This window comes from Sedimentibacter sp. MB35-C1, assembly GCF_030913635.1.
Taxonomy (GTDB): domain Bacteria; phylum Bacillota; class Clostridia; order Tissierellales; family Sedimentibacteraceae; genus Sedimentibacter.
On record NZ_CP133188.1, the window covers coordinates 317188 to 336858 of the forward strand.

Consider the following 19671-nt stretch of genomic DNA (forward strand, 5'->3'; position numbering starts at 1 on the left):
TTACCTCCACATACGATTTATACTGTCTTATTTATTTTTCTCAAATTTATTGTTAAATCCAAAAGTCCCACAAGCACAACCATTAACATAAAACCTGAAAATACAAATGTCATATATATAACCACAACTATAAGAAAATTTTTCAAGGCCCTGGATCTCTGATATTTATCCAGAAAAAATTTAATGACCGAAAATCCTTGCACTGTCATTGATATAAAAACCAGGGCAAACAAATTAAGCTGTATTACCCCGACATTGAAATTCAAAACAGTGAGAAGATATGAGCACAAAAGCAGTGCTGCCATTGCCATCATAAACGATCTCGGAAATGAAAAATAGCTGAATTTTACAAGCTTGTTAATTCCTATTGAAAATCTTTTCGAAAACTTTTCAGCAATCAAGTAATTAAAATACGATCCTGCAACAGATGCCGTTACAACCATAACAGGAAATAAATTTGAAAGCATAAATTCCGTAGTTTCCTTCATTGCCGCCAATTTATCCAAGTTCTCATCAACACTCAATCCGCTGGGCATGGAGGAAAATACTTCTTCAACCTTTGAATAGCCTTCTACATAAATCAATTTAAGCTGTTCAACAAGATTAATCCCCATTATCGAATCCATCATCAATACCAGCAAAACAAACGAGGACATGTATGCAGCAGCACCGTACATCAAAGTCTTTTCGGCCTTTTTATCACGATACACACCATAAGTCAGAGCTATGGAAAACGGAGTGTATAAAACCAAGTACATGAATCCTGTGGCTGCCCCTAAAAATAATGCAATTATAATATCTGCTGCCAGCAGCGCAAGTGCTGAATATTTAATGCCCCTTCTTTTTGCAAGTATTATTGCTGGGGTTGGATAAAAAATCATGCTTATTGGAACAAATGACGAAATAAGTGATATAATAACAAGAATTCCAATTATCATCGCTGTTTCTGTTATACTTGATGTTTTTTTATTTCTATTCATTATTACCTCAATATAATATCTAATTACATAATTTTAACCTAAAAGCAGCATAAAGTCAAAAAATATATTTTAGCCTTCAAGTTTTCTATACAATGTAGCAATACTTATACCAAGCTGTTTAGCTGCTTCTTTTTTTGCATCAAGATCATCTCCCAGCTTTTTAATTTTATTTTCAATAACAGACTTTTCAAAAGCTCTGGTTAAATCAGAAAGCTTGGCAGTATCAGCATCAGAAGAAGCTCCTATTTTCTTTTTAATATTTTCCGCACCTATTTTGCTTCCATGTTCAAATATTACGGCATACTCTACAAGATTTCTGAGTTCTCTTATATTCCCCGGAAATTTATACTTCAAAAGAAGCGCCTCTGCTTCCGTAGAAAAACCTGTTATATCCTTGCAGTACGATTTCGAAAAATGATTCAAAAAATATCTGGACAATATTATTACGTCATATCCTCTTTCTCTCAGCGGAGGAAGATATATAGGCACCACATTCAGTCTGTAAAACAGATCATCTCTGAAAAGTTTTTTTTCAACCATGGAATTCAAATTTTTATGCGTTGCGGATATTATTCTGGGATTCACCTTAATAGGCATACTGCCGCCGACTCTCAGGATTTCTTTTTCCTCAAGAGCTCTGTTAAGTTTTACCTGCATCAAAAATGGCAAGTCTCCTATTTCATCCAAAAATAATGTTCCGTCCTTACACAATTCAAATTTTCCCATCTTTCCTGTTGAACTCGCCCCTGTAAAAGATCCTTTTTCGTAGCCGAAAAGTTCACTTTCTATTAAATTTTCCGGAATTGCACCGCAGTTAAGTGCAATAAAAGCATTGTTTTTTCTTTTGCTAAGATTATGTATAGCTCTTGAAAACACCTCTTTACCGGTGCCTGTCTCTCCATAAATTAAAACAGATGCATCGTTATCTGCAACCTGAACCGCTTCTCTTCTTGCCTGAAGGAGCACCTCGCTCTCGCCAACTATGTCATCGAATGTTATCAAGTCCATTTTTCTGTTGGACTCAAGCACGGATTCCTTCATTTTTTCAAAATCAGACAACACAAGAATTGTACCTTCTTTTTTTTCATTTACTATAATAGGATTTGCACTTATTATAAATTGCATGTCTCCCATTTTGAAAGGTCCTTCAACCGAATTAAAATTTTTTGAAGAAAGCAAACTGTATGCCCTTTCTGTAATAAGCTCTTTCAATGAAGGAAGGTTCTTTATATCTACATCCATTTTTTCATTAATATATTTATTTGTTGTTACAATATGCTTATTATTATTTATTACAATTATACCATTGCTAAGAGAATTAATTAATGTTCCCATTTCAGACGATCGATATTCCAACATCCTCATAACACTTTTTTCGTTCAGCATAGTGGAAATCAATTCACTGAGCCTGCTTTCAAAATTCACATAGCTTCCCCTGTTAAGCATAAGGCTTCTCTTAGCCGTTTCATCGCAGGTGCACATTCCCAACACCCCTATAATATTGCCATCATATTTAATAGGAAGGCAAAATTCAATGAGTTCCTTACAATTAATCATATTTGTGCACTCCATGCAAACACGATCATTTCTGGGATCTTCAATAAAATAATGCTCTCCTGTTATTAAGCATTTGTGAAATGCGGAATTTTCCGGAGCACTGGTTACAAACCTATCACTGTGTTTAACAGTGGATACTACTCTCTCAAGATTATTATCAACCACTATTATATCAATATTTGTCACCGCGTGAAGCGCTTCAACAACATGCATCAGCTCTGTCCTTATGTCCATAAGCAAACTCATATAATATCACTTCCTTTTTACCTGTTTTTGGAATGATGGCATTTGATACCTTATTATTCATAATTCTATAGTATAACAACGTAAAAGTACATAGAATTTTTATCTTTTATATTTTATTTATCAAAAATGATAAATGAACTTCATAGTTGATAAATTGCTCTAAGCTTAGTTTTTACACTGTATACCGCTTAATATATTTTACATTTATTATATATGATAAATTAATTATAAGGTTAATTCTTTAAAAATAAGTTTTTCAACCTATGTGCGGTTTTTTAACTTGGCATAAAATTTGCAATAACAGTTAATAAAAGAATTTTATGAGAGGAAGTATTAAATATGAATGATGGAATTCTTATTGACATACTAAAGAATCAAGTTGCTCCTGCTCTTGGTTGCACTGAACCAGGTGCAGTAGCGTATGCCGTAGCAAAAGCTAAGGAGGTATTACCTGACAAAGTTAATGAGCTCAGCATTGAAGTTGATAAAAATATTTTAAAAAATGGAATGAGTGTAGGTATTCCGGGAACCAAGGAACACGGCATAATCTTTGCCGCTGCGCTATCCCTTGTCACAGGCAAATCCGAGTACGGACTTGAGGTGCTCAAAGATGTGGATAACAAAAGTATAGAAAAATCTATTGAAATTGTTAATTCAGGCATAATCAAACTAACACTTAACGAAAAAGTTGACGGATTGTTTATTAAGGTTACTGCAAAATCAAAAAATGATCATTCTTGTGTTATTATAAAAAACTCACACACAAATATTGTTTATATAAGCAAAAATAATAATATAATGTTTGACTCAGACTCCGGAAAGGAGTATTCTGAAAAGGATAATATTTCTGCGAATGAAATTAAATACAAGATCAAGGATTATTATGTAAAAGATTTAGTGAACTTTGCAGATCATGTTCCGATAGATAAAATTGGCTTTATTAAAAACGGAATTGAAATGAATTTAAGAATAGCTAACGAAGGTCTTAAATCTAATGAAGGAATAGGCATGGCAAATTATTTTTTCAACAGTGCAGATGACGTATTTTCAAAGGCAAAGGCTTATACTGCTGCCGCTTCAGAAGCGCGTATGTCAGGATATCCTCTCCCGGTAATGAGCAGCGCCGGCTCTGGAAATCACGGTTTGGTAGCCATAATACCTATATCTTTTATTGGTAATAATAAAAATATACCCGAAGAAAAAATAATACGCAGTGTTGCATTAAGCCACCTTGTAACCATTCTTGTAAAAATTCATATCGGCGCCTTATCGCCAGTATGTGGATGCGGTGTGGCTGCAGGTGTTGGGTGTGCTGCAGGACTGACTTATCTCTTGGGAGGCTCTTTATCCCAAATAGAAGCATCCATTAATAATATGGTTGCAGGAGTTTCGGGTATGCTGTGCGACGGAGCTAAAATAGGATGCTCCTACAAGCTTTCAATATCCGTCGATGCAGCTGTAGATGCTTCGCAGATGGCTTTACAAAATATATTTGTACCAAATAATAACGGCATTCTGGGAAAAACCCCTGAACAGACAATAGAGAATCTTTCTCTCGTTTCAAATGTGGGTATGAAAGATACAGATGCTACAATTCTTTCGGTTATGCTTAACAAATGTTAACATAAATCAACAGGTAATTGCATAAATAAAAAATCACATGATTAAGCTGTAGCAAAGAGTAGCACTCAAATAGTCCAAAGGTGGTGGCTTATAAAATCAATCGCGCTTAAACAGTATTATTTTTAATTTAGCAAATGCCTTAATAATTTAAAACATCAGGAGGAAACAGATGAGCAACATTTTGGCACTTTTAATTATTTCGGCTGTCTATTACATAGGCGAATTTGTGGGAACAAAAACTAAAGCATGGATCCCTTCCGTATTCGTAACAGCTATTTTGTTCCTTATAGGATATTGGACATTCTTCCCAAAAGACATTGTAACTCTTGCAGGACTCGGAGCTCCGCTGGGAGGTCTTTTGGTAATTATGCTCTGCATTACCCACATGGGTACAATTATAAGCATTAAGCAGCTGCTTGAGCAATGGAAAGTTATAGTTATAACCCTTGCCGGTCTGGTAGGTATGGTAGCTGCCTGCTGGCTGATATGTGTTCCAACGGTAGGAAAGGAATATGTGGTTTCAGGTCTTCCACCGTTGACAGGAGGTATAGTTGCAGCAACAATGATGAACCAGGCAGCATTGGAAAAAGGACTTACTTCTGCAGCTGTTTTAGCAATTGCAATGTATGTATGCCAGGGTTTTGCAGGTTATCCTTTAACAGCGATACTGCTTAAGAAAGAAGGAAAAAAACTCCTTAAAGGATTTAGATCAGGTGCTATTAAAGCAGAAGAATCTGTAACAGACATTGATGCATCTGCAGGAAATTTGGAAACTAAAGAAAGCGAAAAAAAGAGACTTATCCCACCTATGCCTCAGAAATACATGACAACAGCATTTGTACTTCTGAAGCTAATGATTGCTGTATTTATTGCTAACAAGTTGGGTACAATTACAGGTTTGAATCAAGCTGTGTGGGCATTGATACTTGGTATAGTATTAACTGAGATAGGTTTCCTTGATAAAGATTCATTAAACAAAGCAAATTCGTACGGATTTTTAATGTTCGTACTTATGGTTTATGTATTTTCCGGACTTAAGGACGCAACTCCTGCAATATTGCTTGAAGCAGCCGGCCCAATGGCAGTAATAATAATAGTCGGTGTTGCTGGAATGGGTATAGCATCCATGATAGCCGGAAAAATTCTCGGTATAAGCTGGAATATGGCATACGCAGTTTCACTTACAGCACTTTACGGCTTCCCGCCGAACTATATATTGACAGAAGAATGTGTTAAAGCACTTACAAACACAGAAGAAGAACATAAATTCCTCATGGACAGACTTCTACCGATGATGATAGTCGGCGGCTTTATAACCGTAACAATTACATCGGTAATAGTAGCTGGTATATTTATTAATATGCTGTAGAAGGCATAGATAAATTTATAATTATTTACAAAAAATATAATGAGGTGTTTTATGGACATAAAAAATTTAGCAGAAAAATATAATGATTACATTGTTGAAAGAAGAAGATACTACCACTCCGTTCCAGAGCTCAGCTTTGAGGAGGTTAACACCACTAAGCAGCTGGCACAGGATTTGAAGGAAATGGGAATTGAAGTTAAAACTTTTGATGATTACAACGGACTTATAGGTACAATTCAAGGAGCAAAACCAGGAAAAACAGTTATGCTTCGCGCAGATATAGATGCTCTTCCTGTTGAGGAGCACACTGATTTGCCTTATGCATCCAGCAATGGAAATATGCATGCATGCGGTCACGATGCTCATATATCTATGCTTCTGGGAGCAGCAAAAATTCTTGTAGACATGAAGGACCAATTAAACGGAACTGTTAAGCTGCTTTTCCAGGCAGCAGAAGAATCATGCCACGGAGCAAAATATTATGTTGATAACGGCGTATTAGACGGCATCGATGCTCTATTCGGAATGCACATTTGGGGATCTCTTGACGCTCCTTATTTCAATCTTGAATCCGGCGTTAGAATGGCATCTGTAGACAATTTCAAAATTACAGTAAAAGGTGTTTCATCACATGGATCCGCCCCTCACTTGGGAAAAGACGCAATAATTGCGGCATCTTCGATAATTATGAATCTGCAGACTCTTGTAAGCAGAGTGAATGATCCTCTTAATCCTCTGGTTATTTCAATCGGTACAGTAAAGGGAGGACAAAGATTCAACATAATTGCTAATAATGTTGAAATGGAAGGAACTGTAAGGACACATTCCAGAGAAATAAGGTCTTCTGTTGAAGCAAACCTGCGCTCTGTAGTTGAAAATACTGCAAAGCTACTTGGATGTGAAGCAAAATTGGAATACTCATACTATGCCGCTCCTATAATAAATGAACACGAAAAAATTAATAACATTGTACGTAATGCAGCAATTAAATTATATGGAAACGAAAGCCTGATTCACATGCCTACACTTATGGGTTCAGAAGATTTCGCATATCTCATGGAGAAAGCACCCGGATTTTATGGGTTTATAGGAACAAGGAACGAAGAAAAGGGACTGATTTATTCCAATCACAACGATAAGTTTACGATAGACGAAGATGTGCTTCACAGAGGCTCTGCCCTTTACGCGCAATTTGCCTGTGACTTTCTTGATGAAAACTAAAATGATGATTGGAGATAAAAATGAACATAAAAAACTTAGCAGAAAAATATAACGACTATATTATTGAACAGAGAAGATTATTGCATTCAATGCCTGAATTGAGCTTGAACGAAATAAAAACCACAAAAAAACTGATCAAAGAACTAACGTCAATGGGAATAGAAGTAATTTCATTCCCAGACTACAACGGATGCATCGGAATTATCAAAGGCGGCAAACCCGGGAAAACAGTAATGCTCAGAGCAGATATAGATGGGCTGCCTGTTAAAGAAAAAACCGGCCTGCCCTATGCAGCGACAAACGGCAATATGCACGCATGCGGGCATGATACTCACATGTCTGTACAGTTGGGAGCCGCAAGAATCCTGGAAGATCTAAAAGATGAACTTCACGGAACTGTAAAACTCTTATTTCAATCAGGAGAAGAAGTAGGTATAGGCGCTAAATATTACGTTGATAATGGTTATCTTGACGATGTTGATGCAGTTTATGGAACTCATATATGGTCCCAAGTTGAGGCCGGCAAGTTTAATCTAGAACCTGGTGAAAGAATGGCATCTTGTGATACATTTAAAATTACAGTTAAAGGTTCTTCTTCTCACGGATCGGCTCCAAACTTAGGTAATGATGCACTTTATGCAGCAGCTTCAATAGTAATGAACATTCAGTCCTTTGTAAGCAGGCGAAAAAATCCTCTGGATGCTGCGGTTGTAACCGTAGGAACCATGAACGGAGGACAGAGATTTAACATTATTGCAAACAATATTGAAATGGAAGGTACTACAAGAGCATTCAATAAGGATACAAGGGATGCAATTGAAGGCGAGCTGCGAAAAATAGCAGAAAACACAGCTAAAGCATTAGGTGTTACAGCAGAACTTGAATACAACTATTTAACAGACCCAATCATAAATGAAAATGAGCATCTAAATAAAATTGCTAAAGATGCTGCAATCAAACTGTACGGTGAAGAATCCCTAGCTTCTATTCCAAAAGTTATGGGAGCGGAAGATTTTTCGCATCTTGAGGAAAATGTTCCGGGCTTCTTCGGCTTCATCGGATGCTATAATGAAAAAATAGGTGCAGTATACAATAATCACAGCGAGTTTTTCAAAATTGATGAGAGCACTCTTCACATGGCCTCCGCATTAGCTGCACAATTCGCTTATGATTTTTTAAATTCAGATAACTAATGCTACAATTTGCGGGCAATGAAATCAGAATTATTTCCGATTTCATCGTCCGTTTTATTTTGTATTTTATTTCCTGAATATGTATTCTTAATATAGTCCTTTACACAGGAATCTATATGAAATATACTTATATTAAGAACTAAGACAAAGAGGTGGACTATGAAAAGAAAAATATGTTTAATATTGACAATGTTAATGATTTTATCTTCATTTGCTTCAACGGCCTTTGCCGCTGACATAAATAAGGATAAATTCGAATCAGATCTTGAATTTATGAGAAATGTAATATATTTTGTAACTGATTATTATCAGTACGAGGTAGACCAAGAAGATATACTGGATGGACTTTATGACGGGTTTTTCAGTGTTTTAGATGATTACAGCGTATATTACACTCCTAATGAATACCAAGCCATGCTTGATACAACAGCCGGAGAATATACTGGAATAGGTGTTCAGATAATAGATCACAACAGCCAGATATTGGTTATTACTCCTTTGACCGGCTCTCCAGCACTGGAGGCCGGTATAAAATCAGGTGATATTATAAAGTACGTAGATGATGCAGATATTACCGGTCTTACAATATCTCAGGCGGCATCGCTTATACAGGGTAAGGAAGGGACTCATGTTAAACTGGGAATCATAAGAGGAACAGAAAAAATAAACTTTGACATTATAAGAAAGACAATTCTAACAAGCACTGTAGAAGGAAAAATTTTGGATGAAAATACAGGCTATTTAAAAGTAACGGATTTCTCCGACAATACTGTGGAGCTTGTAAAAAAGGAACTTAATAAATTTGATGAAAGCGACATTAAGAAGCTAGTTATAGATATGAGGAACAACGGAGGCGGCACTTTAAATTCTGCAGTTGATATGCTTAATCTTTTTGTAACCGAAGGGCCGGTAGTATACGTGGATTACGCCACAGGTAAGGAAGACATCTATGAAAGCGAACTGAAAGAGCAGAAATATGAAATTGCTGTATTAATTAACGGAGGCAGTGCAAGCGCAACAGAAGTCTTTGCGGGAGCTGTAAAGTACAAGAATGAAGGTATAATAGTCGGAACCCAATCTTTCGGAAAAGGGATAGTTCAAACATTGTATCCGTTAAAAAACGGCAGCGGAGTAAAATTCACCACTGCGGAATATTTTTCTGTAGACAGAACACCGGTACATAAAGTAGGAGTCGCCCCCGACATAGAAGTAGAAAACAAAAAAACAGATCTTTCTATTTATCCTCAATTCAGTAAGACAAAGAAGTCTGTTTTAGGCAGCGTAAGCCTGGATGTACTGGCAGCTGAAATGATTCTGGATACATTGGGATATGACGTTGATGAACCGGACGGAGTATATGACAGCAAGTCATACGAACAAATAGTAAAGTTTCAGCAAGACAACTATCTCTATGCATATGGAAGTATTGACATTACAACTCAAAATACTCTGTACAGCGCATTGGTTAACTATACTCATGAAAACACAGATGACCTTCAGCTAAAGGCCGCCATAGAAGCATTGAACAAATAAAAAAATTAACTGCTCCCAATAATAAACAGGAGCAGTTTTTATTAAAATAATAATGCCTAACCCCCTCATCAAGCATTACCACTTTCCCCACGTTTTGTCTCTATTTTTGCAACATAATCCCTTCTATCAACAGACGACACTGCCCCACAACCTGGTCTTTCAAATCAAAGTCCGGATAACGGACACACCACTCATAGCTGGCTCCTCGAATTGCCATGACAAAATGCCTGGACAGGATATCCAAAGACATATCAGACTTGAATTCTCCTCTCTGTACTCCTCTGCTCAATACGCTGTGAATCAGCGCATAAAGCTCCCTGTCGTATCCCTTTACCGCTTCGGTATCCACGGTTTTTGCCAGAAGCATCTGGTAAATTTTTTTCATATTTTCATAGCTGATGATACTTATAAGCACATCGGCTATTTTTTCGACTAATGCAAGCATCACCTCAGAAGCAGGCATGTCCGTCGGTAACTTTTCCAAAAATTCTTTGTACTCCGTATCGACGCGGGCAACATGATCCGCAATAAGTTGAGCAATCAGTGCATCCTTAGACTCAAAGTGCACATAGAAAGCACCCTTCGTAATGCCTGCCTCGTCGGTAATGTCCCCCACGCTGACAGCTTCAAAATCATGTTCCGCAAACAATTTTTCAGCAATTTCGTATAGTTTCTTTTTAGTCGCAGCTCCCTGAATCTTTCTTTTATCGGGTTTTTTTTCTCTCATATTCCATCTCCTCTATTGAATCTTTTCGTAAAGCATAGTATAATTACCCAAGTTACTAAACGCGTTTACTAAATAGAGTTTCTATAATTTAGTATAGCATTCACTAGTCTTAAATTCAAGTATTCAGTATAAAATATCCAAATTTTTAGCATATATAAATTTTTTAAAATGAAAAATGGAGGAAATTGCATGAGCAGAAACAAAATGATCCAAAAGGCTACAGCTATTGTGCTGTCTGTCATTATGGCTGTAGGCATGATACCTGTTTCAGCAGCAGCGAAGCCAATTTTGACATCAACGGTGCTTGCCGCAGCAGAGGATGGCGAAGCATCAGATTTAGATGAAAACGATTTAGAGCCTGCTAATACGGTCAGCGGTACAGCCATCAGCACTCCTATACCTGCCTTAGAGGGGATGTTTACTTTACTTTCCACCGGCAGCGCAGAAACGCAAGTGCTTGGACTCGGCACCGAGGAATATCCCCTGCGCATTGAAACAGCAGCACAGCTTGCTGATTTTGCACGGTGTTTGAACAGTGGATTGCTTCCCGACACATTGCCGGAACAGTATCATCTGCTGCTGGTAAACGATATAGATTTGTCCGAATATGGTAAAAACTATGATGGAACAAATGGATGGATGCCAATCGGCCTTGACAGCAAACCCTTTATGGGAACTTTTGACGGCGGAGGCAAAGTAATTACCGGACTGTATATCAATCGAGACAACACCGATCATGCAGGTTTGTTTGGCAGTATTAACGCAGGCACAGTGCAAAACCTGATTCTGCCGGATGTGAACGCCAGCGGAAGCCATTTTATCGGAGGCATTGCAGGGGATGTTGTCAATGGCGGCACTGTACAAAACTGCTCAGTCAGCGGAAGCGTCAGCAGCAGTGGAGGCAAATCTATCGGCGGCGTGATTGGAGCTGTTGAAGGAGGGACTGTGCAGAACTGCGTTTTTAACGGCAGTATAAGTGGCAGCGGCATCTTTATAGGCGGCATAGCAGGGGCTGTTGTTGAAGGCGGAACTATGCAAAATTGTATTGTTACCGCCGATGTAAGCGGCAGTGGCACAGCTGTCGGCTGCGTGTCGGGAGCTGTTATCAATAGTAGCACAGTTCAGGATTGCGCTGCACTGAATCTCTCGATTATCACTACAAGCAGTAATAATGGTCGAATAGTGGGTGCTTACCACGAATCTATACTTTCAGGCAACTACGCATGGAGCGGAATGATGGTGAACGACCACACCGTATCCAGCAACGATGCTGACAGTATAAACGGTGCAGACGCAGATGTAACTGCCATACAAAGCCTGTGGACAGACGGCCCACTAAACACCTGGGACTCATCCCTGTGGACACTTGCCCACGGTAAGCTTCCGGTACTGTCAGATCTGCCCAACCAAAGTGATGCCCTGCCTGTCTATATTACAGGGCTTGCTGGTTTTGGCAGCAGCAGCGACCCTTACCTCATCAATTCTGCCGCAGATTTAAAATGGCTGGCAGATGCAGTTAACAGCGGTGAAACATTTAGCGGTGAATTCTTTCGTTTAGAAAACGATATAGACATTTCTGCCTACGGTGAAAGTTATGAAGACGGCAGGGGATGGACGCCAATTGGAAAAGGCGGCAATGACTTTATGGGAACCTTTGAAGGTAGTGCCTTTATGGGAACCTTTGACGGTAACGGCAAGACAATCGTCGGACTTTATATCAATCGAGATGATACTGACTATGTCGGCTTGTTTGGTATGATTTACAGAGGTATAGTACAAAATCTATTCTTGCAAGACGTCAATATTATAGGGGAAAATCATGTCGGAGGTATTACTGGAAATATTATGTATGAAGCTGTAAAAAACTGTACCGTTAGCGGCAGCATCAATGGCTCTAATAGAACTGGCGGCATAGCAGGATCTTCTTACTATAATACGGTTCAAAACTGTGCTGTCACCTGCAGCATCAATGGTAAATTCGGTTCTATAGGAGGCATAACGGGGAATGCTTTTTCTAGCACAATTCAAAACTGCATAAATACCGGCCGTATCGGGGCTTTTCAATATGTTGGAAGCATTGTGGGGATAGCTCGCAACAGTACAATAAAACACTGCGCCGCATTGAACCCATCTATCAACTCCAAAGACAGCCTTGTTGGACGTGTGGCAGGTTATGCTGGGTCATCCACCCTATTAGACAATTACGCATGGAGTAGCATGACTGTTAACGACGGCACTGTATCAGGAAGTGCATCCGGAACAAACGGAGCTGACGCAAATGCCACAGCCATCCAAACACTGTGGATTTCCGGCGGGTTGAACACTTGGGATTCGTCAGTGTGGACTTTGGCAGAAGGCAAGATGCCGGTGCTCACCAGTTTACCCGGACAGATAGATTCCCTGCCAGCATATATTACAGGACTCGCTGGTTTGGGCAGCAACAGCAGCCCTTACCTCATCTATTCTGCAGATGACTTAAAATGGCTGGCAAATATGGTAAATAGCGGAGAAAAATTCAGCGGTAAGTACTTTCGCCTAGAAAACGACATAGATCTTTCGGCATACGGTAAGGACTATAACGGCGGAAAGGGATGGATGCCTATTGGGAATGATTCTTATAACGACTATGTATTTGGCGGTCATTTCGACGGAAACGGACACATAATTAACGGTCTGTATATTAACAACGAAAGGAATGATGCCTCAGGACTTTTTGGAAATGTTGTAAATGGATCAATTAAAGGGCTTGAAATGATAAATGTCAATATTACAGGCGGTGACTATGTTGGCGGTATAGCAGGCTATATTAATGGAACGTTACAGAACTGCCGCACAGCGGGCAGTATATCCGGCGTTTACTGCGTCGGCGGAATAGCAGGTGCCTGTGAGGGTCTGGTACAAAACTGCGTTAGCAACTCCAGCATCACTGGTAGCTACAGTATTGGTGGTATTATAGGAACTGGCTTAAGTTCAATACAAAATTGCATCAACACCGGAAATGTCAAAGGCGACAGCGATGCCGGAGGCATAGCGGGGTATGTATATACTATCAGCGATATTGAAAGTTCTAAAATAGAAAACTGCATCAACACCGGAAGTGTTACATGCAGCGGTGAAAACGTCGGAGGTATAACAGGGACTATTAATAACTTCACGATACAAAACTGCATGGTAACCGGCAGTGTCATCGGATACAAATATGTGGGGGGCATAGTAGGAGGTACATACACTGTCGGCCACATTCAAAATTGTGCTGCTTTAAGCACCTCCATAAGTGCTACCGGCAGCTATTTAGGACGTATATCTGGTTCGATGGTCAACCTAACTAATAACTATTCTTTTATAAATATGAAAGTAAATGGCAGCAGAATATCTGACGGAACACCAGATAATAACGACGGCGAGGGAGCAAGTACCGCTTTACTTTTTACAACTTCATTTTGGCGGGATGCGCTAGGCTTTGACGAAACAGCATGGAACATCTCAAACGGCCGGCTGCCATATCTATCTGCTTTTCCCGAATACGCTCCGACCCTTTATTTGGAAGCCTATACTTTTCCGGCAGCAGATTCAAGTGATATTACCCTGGACGCTCAGCCTACACTGCTCCTAAAATCGTCCTCAAGTCATTCGGTGGATTTAACTGCCTCCGGCTCTTTCAAGGATACGGCATGGCCAAATCTTGTATGGGAAGCCTCAGACGGAATCCTTAATACGGCAGCGGACACATATTCATCAAAGCTTACCGTACCTGCCGGTTTTGCCGGCACTATTACGGTAACGGCAAAGCCATCCATGTTTCCCTCTTTGCCGGGCAAAAAAGCAGTAATACAGGTTAACGGTGATTTGGAGGGAACAGTAAACGTAAGCGGTGTGTTCAGATACGGACAGACGCTCATTGCTATGCCGTCTATTACATCACCCGACACCGGAAAACTATCCTATCAGTGGATGATGGACAGCGCTCCTATAATCGGAGCAAACAATGTGGACTATGAACTGACAGCAGAAGATATCGGCAAAATTGTGTCTGTAGTTGTTACGGCACAAAATTATACAGATAAAATACAATCTGCGGGACAAACGGTACTGCGGTCAGAAAATTCAGCAATACCCAGTGCTCCTCAGCTTGAATCAAAAACTGAAACCAGTATTGCGCTGAAATCAATAGCCGGATATGAATACGCCATTCTTTCGGCAGGAAGCGATACTGCTTTGCTTGGACTTTCAGATGCGTTCCAGAATAGTCCTTTGTTCACCGAGCTGGCAGAGGGAACCTCCTACGATCTGTACCAACGCATTGCAGGGACAGAAATAATAGAGCCTTCTGCATTCAGCGAAAAGCTCACAATTACTACGGACATTCCTCTGGTAACGTCAAAAACCATAAAAACCCCACCGGTTAAAATAATGCCGGAAAAAAGCCCCGGCCAGCCTGTAACGGCAGCGGTCCCTATTACAGCTATATATGGGCAAAACGGCACTGCAATTGCATCTATCACAGATGGAGCTATACTCCACGCCATTGCCAAAGCACAGTCCAATGCAAAAATGCAAAGCAAAATTGCCAATGGCATTGCCGTAGAATTGGATATCACAACGCAAAATAGCGCAACCTCTCTGACAGCAAAGCTGACACGAAGTTCTTTGAATAGTCTTGTCAGCGCAGCTGTAAAAAACTTTACCGTCAACAGCCAGCTTGTATCGGTAGGTTTTGATCAAAAAGCATTACAGGAAATTCAAATACAAACCAGCGGAGATATAACTATCAGCATTACCCCGGCACGGAACCTTTCTTCCCACGCACATACCATGATAAATGCAAGGCCGGCTTATGACATTACAATCAGTTATATTAAAAACGGCAGCCCCATTACAATTTCATCACTAAACGGCGGCATTGCAACTATTGCAATTCCTTATATTCCGGAAAGCAACGAAGCAGCAGGCTATCTCTATGGCGTATATGTAGATGACAACAGTAACGCCATACGCATTTACGATTCCGCTTATGATTCAGATACAAAAGCGATGTTAATTTTCTCAGGGCACCTATCCATCTACGGCATAGGCTATACTGCACCAAGTGCTAAATTTACCGACATCAGCACCCATTGGGGCAAGGAATCCATTGACTATGTAGCCGGCAGAGGACTGCTATCCGGCACCTCAGAAACCACATTCGATCCTAAGAGCACCATGACGCGTGGAATGCTGGTAACATCCCTGGGCAGATTAGCAGGTGTAGATCCAAAAGCCTTCAATACAAACAGTTTCTCCGACGTAAAGGCTGACGGCCCATTCCGACCATACATCGAATGGGCATATAGCGAAGGTATCGTGCAGGGCATCGGCAATCAGCAGTTCGCCCCTGACCGCGCCATCACCCGCGAGGAAATCTCAGCAATCTTTGCAAACTATGCAAGGGCCACCGACTACCAGCTGCCCGTCATTCGTGAAGCAGCGTCCTATATGGACACTGCCAGCATCGACAGCATGTATAGAACAGCAGTGACGGCTATGCGGCAAGCAGGAATCATGACAGGCAGCAGCGGGAATAATTTTAATCCCAAATCCGGTGCCACGCGCGCGGAGGTTTCTACAATGCTTCACCGTTACATAAAGCTGACCGTAAATCCTGCAACTGCCAACAGCTGGTCACTGAACGATGCCGGACAGTGGTTCTGCTACAAGGATGGCAAAGCTCTCACCGGAACGAAAACTATCGATAAAACAAGGTATTTCTTCAGAGCTGATGGCACTCTAAAAACCGGATGGGTAAAATACAGCGATAACTGGCTTTATTTTTCCGGAAATAAAATGCTTACAGGCTGGCAGAACATTAAAAGCGACAATTTGAAAAAGACATATTACTTCGATACATACGGCAATATGGTATCAGGCAAGTGGATGCATATAGACGATAAATGGTATTACTTTTACGACGACGGCTCCCTTGCCAAAAGCACCAAGGTTGGCAGCTATGAAGTAGACGAAAATGGTGCCAGAAAATAAAATAGTCATTAGACATAAAACAGTGCACAGACTGAATTTCACCATTCTGTGCACTGTTATTTTTCACTTTTAATTTTCACACTATATACTGCTAATAGAAGCCTGTTGTCTGAAGCCTTCTTCTGTCATCGTCCTTATATTAAAACCTGCTATTATTCCTTCACAAATTATTTCTGCCATTTCATAAATAAGTGAGAGCCTCGTATCCTGTACAAGGTCATGGAAATCCCTGTCGCTGGAATCAACAACTCCTATAATTGAAACATCACCTATTTCAGGCAGTATTTTTCCTATTCCCTTTCCCGGAGTGATAGACCCTTCTCTAACCTCAATAACTCCTTGATTTTTTTTATTGCTTAAGCATGCGTCTATTGCAATGATTTTATCATATCTTTTCTTCTTTATTGTTTTTACATAATCATTTATATTCACTGCATGAACAGGTTTGTCAAGAGTTCCGTATATGTCCGCTGATATATTTTTTTTTGACAGCAATGTTCCTGTCAGCGGCCCTAAACTGTCAACAATGCATTTATCTGTACCAATACATACTATTGCTGAATTATTGTTAATCTGTTCCCCCAGGTAATGACCTATCTTAATTGCGGCGAAACTGTTCTTGTAATGAACTTCTATTGGATTCAAAGGAAACACCCCCATTTTTAATAGTATATACAAAGAGGGGGTGTTTCATTCCTTATTTAATTGTCATCATTTCCGAAATCATTATCATGATCATTGTAATTATAATAGTCAATGGTGTCATTGAAATAATTCGTATCTCTCTTCAAATTCAAATCCTCATAATCACAGAATTCAGACTCAAGAGCATTCTTTCTTAGAACTAGGTAAAGATGTGCTTCTGTTGTATAAGCATATGGGTTTACAAAAAACACACCTATTAAAAAAGCAAGTATTCCAAGCAAATACCACCCTAAAAATGACAAGTCCAATACAAAGCTGTCAAATTTATTTCCATCCATCATTTTTCTGCTCAGAGTTATTGCTTTATCAGCTCCTATGTTTGGATTGTCCGCCAAAATGTAAGGAACCATTCTGTATGAATATGCTTTTATAATTCCCGGAATTAAAAGCAACAGAGTCCACAAAAAAGAATATATACCTCTAAGCAGCATGGTAGCTATAATTCCCTTGTAATTTGAGCCATCAAAGGCATAGCTGTAACAACCGTCCGTATTTTTTGCCTGGGCAAGCTGCACAAAATATTTTCTAGAACCCACTTCCAGCGAGTATCCCAGAAGGAGCCTGTACGCTATAGCTAATATAGCTAACGCGCCAACAATAATTAATGCATCCGGGTAACCTGAAACATATTCTCCTACTCGGTCACTCACCGGCCCCGAACTTCCTCCGCCTCCGCCGTCTCCGCCTGTAGCCAGCACAAGAACCATGCTTATCCAAAACGCCTTCCAGTAGTTTCCTTTAAGCGATTCTCTTGCCGATGACTTAAGCTCTGCTCTCGTCCACATATTATACCTCCAATAGTATTTTAAACATTATACCACACACTTACATTGTATGCCATAATATGTTTATTTTTACAAATTATTTATATAATTGACACAGACAAATAAAACCAATATAATAAATCCATTATATTTGAAAGTAAGGTGTTATGGTGGAAAATTACTTGAAAAAGGTCGCCAGGCTTTTGTTTGGATTGTTTCTTTATTCGATGGGACTTACAATGTGCATTCAGGCTAATGTAGGTCTCGCTCCTTGGGATGCATTCACTATGGGTATTTCAAACGTTACAGGAATATCATACGGCAACGTAAGCATATTGACAGGAGTTGTTATATTAATAATTGTTGCAGGATTTATGGGCGAAAAAATAGGCATAGGCACAATTTTAAACACGCTTCTGATAGGTTTAATGGTAGATATAATGCAGTCTGTAAAGCTTATCCCTTTTATGACCAACTTTATTCTCGGAACGCTTATGCTATTGCTGAGCCAAGTAGTAATAAGCTTCGCTACATATTTCTACATAAGCCCCGGTTTGGGCTGCGGTCCACGTGATACTCTTATGGTTGCAATAGGCAAGCTGCTTCCAAATGCACCTATCGGTGCAATACGCGGAACTATTGAAGGCACAGTACTTCTCATAGGTTTTCTTTTAGGTGCAAAAGTGGGACTTGGAACCGTTATTGCGGTGTTCGGAATTGGGTTTATACTTCAATATACATTTAAATTATTGAAGTTCGACATAAAATCCGTAATCCACGAAAGTATTTTTAAAACATTTGGCAATATGAAAAAAATCCTCCAGGCCTCGCAGTCAGAATAGCATAATGCTCCGATTTAATTTCCGGAGCATTTTATTATTTATACTCTTTGCACTTCTTTAAAAATAATAATATATTCTGTTTTTCTTTTTCAATATCAGGCTTTTTTCTTCCTATTCTGTCGCATAAGCCCAACAGTGCAACTTCATTCACATCCGTATCTTTCTTCATATTTTCTATATCAGCAAATGGCATATCCTTCACAACATGAAGTATCTGCATATGCCATCTGATAAGCGAGCACACCTTGTCAATAAATTTATCATCTGTGGTAAATTCTTTTAAGAATTCTCTTGCCATGGCAGCACCTATTTTTTCGTGATCATACGAAGTTATTTTTCCGTTTCTGTTTTTTGTTGTAGGCGTCTTTCCAATGTCATGCAAAAGAGCTGCCCACATAAATACTCTGCTGTCACTGCTTCTATGTTTTTCTTTTGCGGCATAATCGACTACAAGCATTGTGTGGTTCCACACATTACCCTCCGGGTGATGGACAGGAGACTGCTCTGTAGTTTTTAAATCCCAAAGCATGTTAAACGGATAGTTTTCAAATGCAGGAGCATCAAAAATACTGTTAAAATATTCTGACGGCTTGCTGTCCAACAGCAAATGGTTGTTTATTTCAAACATCATCAGTTCCTTGATTTCCACATTATAAATATCATAATTAATTTTTCTTTGCTTAAGTTGCATATAATACCTCTGATAATTTTAATAATATTTTATCTTTCCACCCCACTTTTAAAATATACGGTTCTAAAATTGGCAGTGAGACCAGAAAGTTTTCACCGATTCAATAAAAATTAAGTTAAATGTTTTTTATATGACACCGGGGATTGACGTGCAATTAAAATAATTCTATTATATAAGGTAGAGTTTTGCAAATAATAAAAACAGA

13 protein-coding genes are annotated in these 19671 nt (G+C 39.4%); 7 read left to right on the forward strand and 6 right to left on the reverse strand.

The features are described 5' to 3' along the window. Positions 1 to 17: 17 nt before the first annotated feature. Positions 18 to 980: a YybS family protein gene (locus RBQ61_RS01510; RefSeq protein WP_308138777.1), complete on the reverse strand. Its 963-nt coding sequence runs from the start codon at positions 978 to 980 to the stop codon at positions 18 to 20. A 69-nt stretch (positions 981 to 1049) separates the two neighbouring features. Further along, complete coding sequence (locus RBQ61_RS01515; protein ID WP_308138778.1) at positions 1050 to 2783, reverse strand: sigma-54-dependent Fis family transcriptional regulator; 1734 nt, start codon at positions 2781 to 2783, stop codon at positions 1050 to 1052. 339 nt (positions 2784 to 3122) lie between these two features. Here RBQ61_RS01515 and RBQ61_RS01520 point away from each other — a divergent pair, with 339 nt between their 5' ends. From RBQ61_RS01520 to RBQ61_RS01540, 5 genes are all read left to right on the forward strand, one after another. Continuing rightward, entirely contained in the window at positions 3123 to 4406 is a 1284-nt protein-coding gene (locus RBQ61_RS01520) for a serine dehydratase subunit alpha family protein (protein ID WP_308138779.1), read from the forward strand. Positions 4407 to 4575: 169 nt separating this feature from the next. Next, the gene (locus RBQ61_RS01525; protein WP_308138780.1) at positions 4576 to 5775 is read left to right on the forward strand and encodes a hypothetical protein; all 1200 of its coding nucleotides are present in this window, start codon (positions 4576 to 4578) and stop codon (positions 5773 to 5775) included. Between the two features lie 51 nt (positions 5776 to 5826). Continuing rightward, entirely contained in the window at positions 5827 to 6996 is a 1170-nt protein-coding gene (locus tag RBQ61_RS01530; RefSeq protein WP_308138781.1) for an amidohydrolase, read from the forward strand. 20 nt (positions 6997 to 7016) lie between these two features. After that, on the forward strand, positions 7017 to 8189 hold the full coding sequence (locus tag RBQ61_RS01535) for an amidohydrolase (protein ID WP_308138782.1): 1173 nt from the start codon (positions 7017 to 7019) through the stop codon (positions 8187 to 8189). Between the two features lie 159 nt (positions 8190 to 8348). Then, positions 8349 to 9722, forward strand: coding sequence for a S41 family peptidase (locus RBQ61_RS01540; protein WP_308138783.1), 1374 nt, complete (start codon positions 8349 to 8351; stop codon positions 9720 to 9722). Positions 9723 to 9822: 100 nt separating this feature from the next. Here RBQ61_RS01540 and RBQ61_RS01545 read toward each other — a convergent pair whose 3' ends face one another. Further along, positions 9823 to 10449 (reverse strand): TetR/AcrR family transcriptional regulator, encoded by a 627-nt coding sequence (locus RBQ61_RS01545; protein ID WP_308138784.1) that lies wholly within the window; start codon positions 10447 to 10449, stop codon positions 9823 to 9825. Positions 10450 to 10638: 189 nt separating this feature from the next. Here RBQ61_RS01545 and RBQ61_RS01550 point away from each other — a divergent pair, with 189 nt between their 5' ends. After that, positions 10639 to 16464 carry an S-layer homology domain-containing protein gene (locus RBQ61_RS01550; protein WP_308138785.1) on the forward strand — a complete coding sequence of 1942 codons (5826 nt, stop codon included), beginning with the start codon at positions 10639 to 10641 and terminating at the stop codon, positions 16462 to 16464. A gap of 81 nt (positions 16465 to 16545) precedes the next feature. Here RBQ61_RS01550 and yyaC read toward each other — a convergent pair whose 3' ends face one another. Together yyaC and RBQ61_RS01560 are read right to left on the reverse strand one after the other, a co-directional pair. Continuing rightward, positions 16546 to 17109, reverse strand: a complete 564-nt coding sequence (gene yyaC / locus RBQ61_RS01555; RefSeq protein ID WP_308138786.1) for a spore protease YyaC — start codon at positions 17107 to 17109, stop codon at positions 16546 to 16548. Positions 17110 to 17165: 56 nt separating this feature from the next. Further along, positions 17166 to 17954: a DUF975 family protein gene (locus RBQ61_RS01560; RefSeq protein WP_308138787.1), complete on the reverse strand. Its 789-nt coding sequence runs from the start codon at positions 17952 to 17954 to the stop codon at positions 17166 to 17168. 161 nt (positions 17955 to 18115) lie between these two features. On the opposite strand from RBQ61_RS01560, the gene RBQ61_RS01565 reads away from it, so the two are divergent. Continuing rightward, positions 18116 to 18775 (forward strand): YitT family protein, encoded by a 660-nt coding sequence (locus RBQ61_RS01565; protein WP_308138788.1) that lies wholly within the window; start codon positions 18116 to 18118, stop codon positions 18773 to 18775. 34 nt (positions 18776 to 18809) lie between these two features. On the opposite strand, the gene RBQ61_RS01570 is transcribed toward RBQ61_RS01565, so the two are convergent. Then, positions 18810 to 19466, reverse strand: coding sequence for an HDIG domain-containing metalloprotein (locus RBQ61_RS01570; RefSeq protein ID WP_308138789.1), 657 nt, complete (start codon positions 19464 to 19466; stop codon positions 18810 to 18812). Between the last annotated feature and the right edge of the window lie 205 nt (positions 19467 to 19671).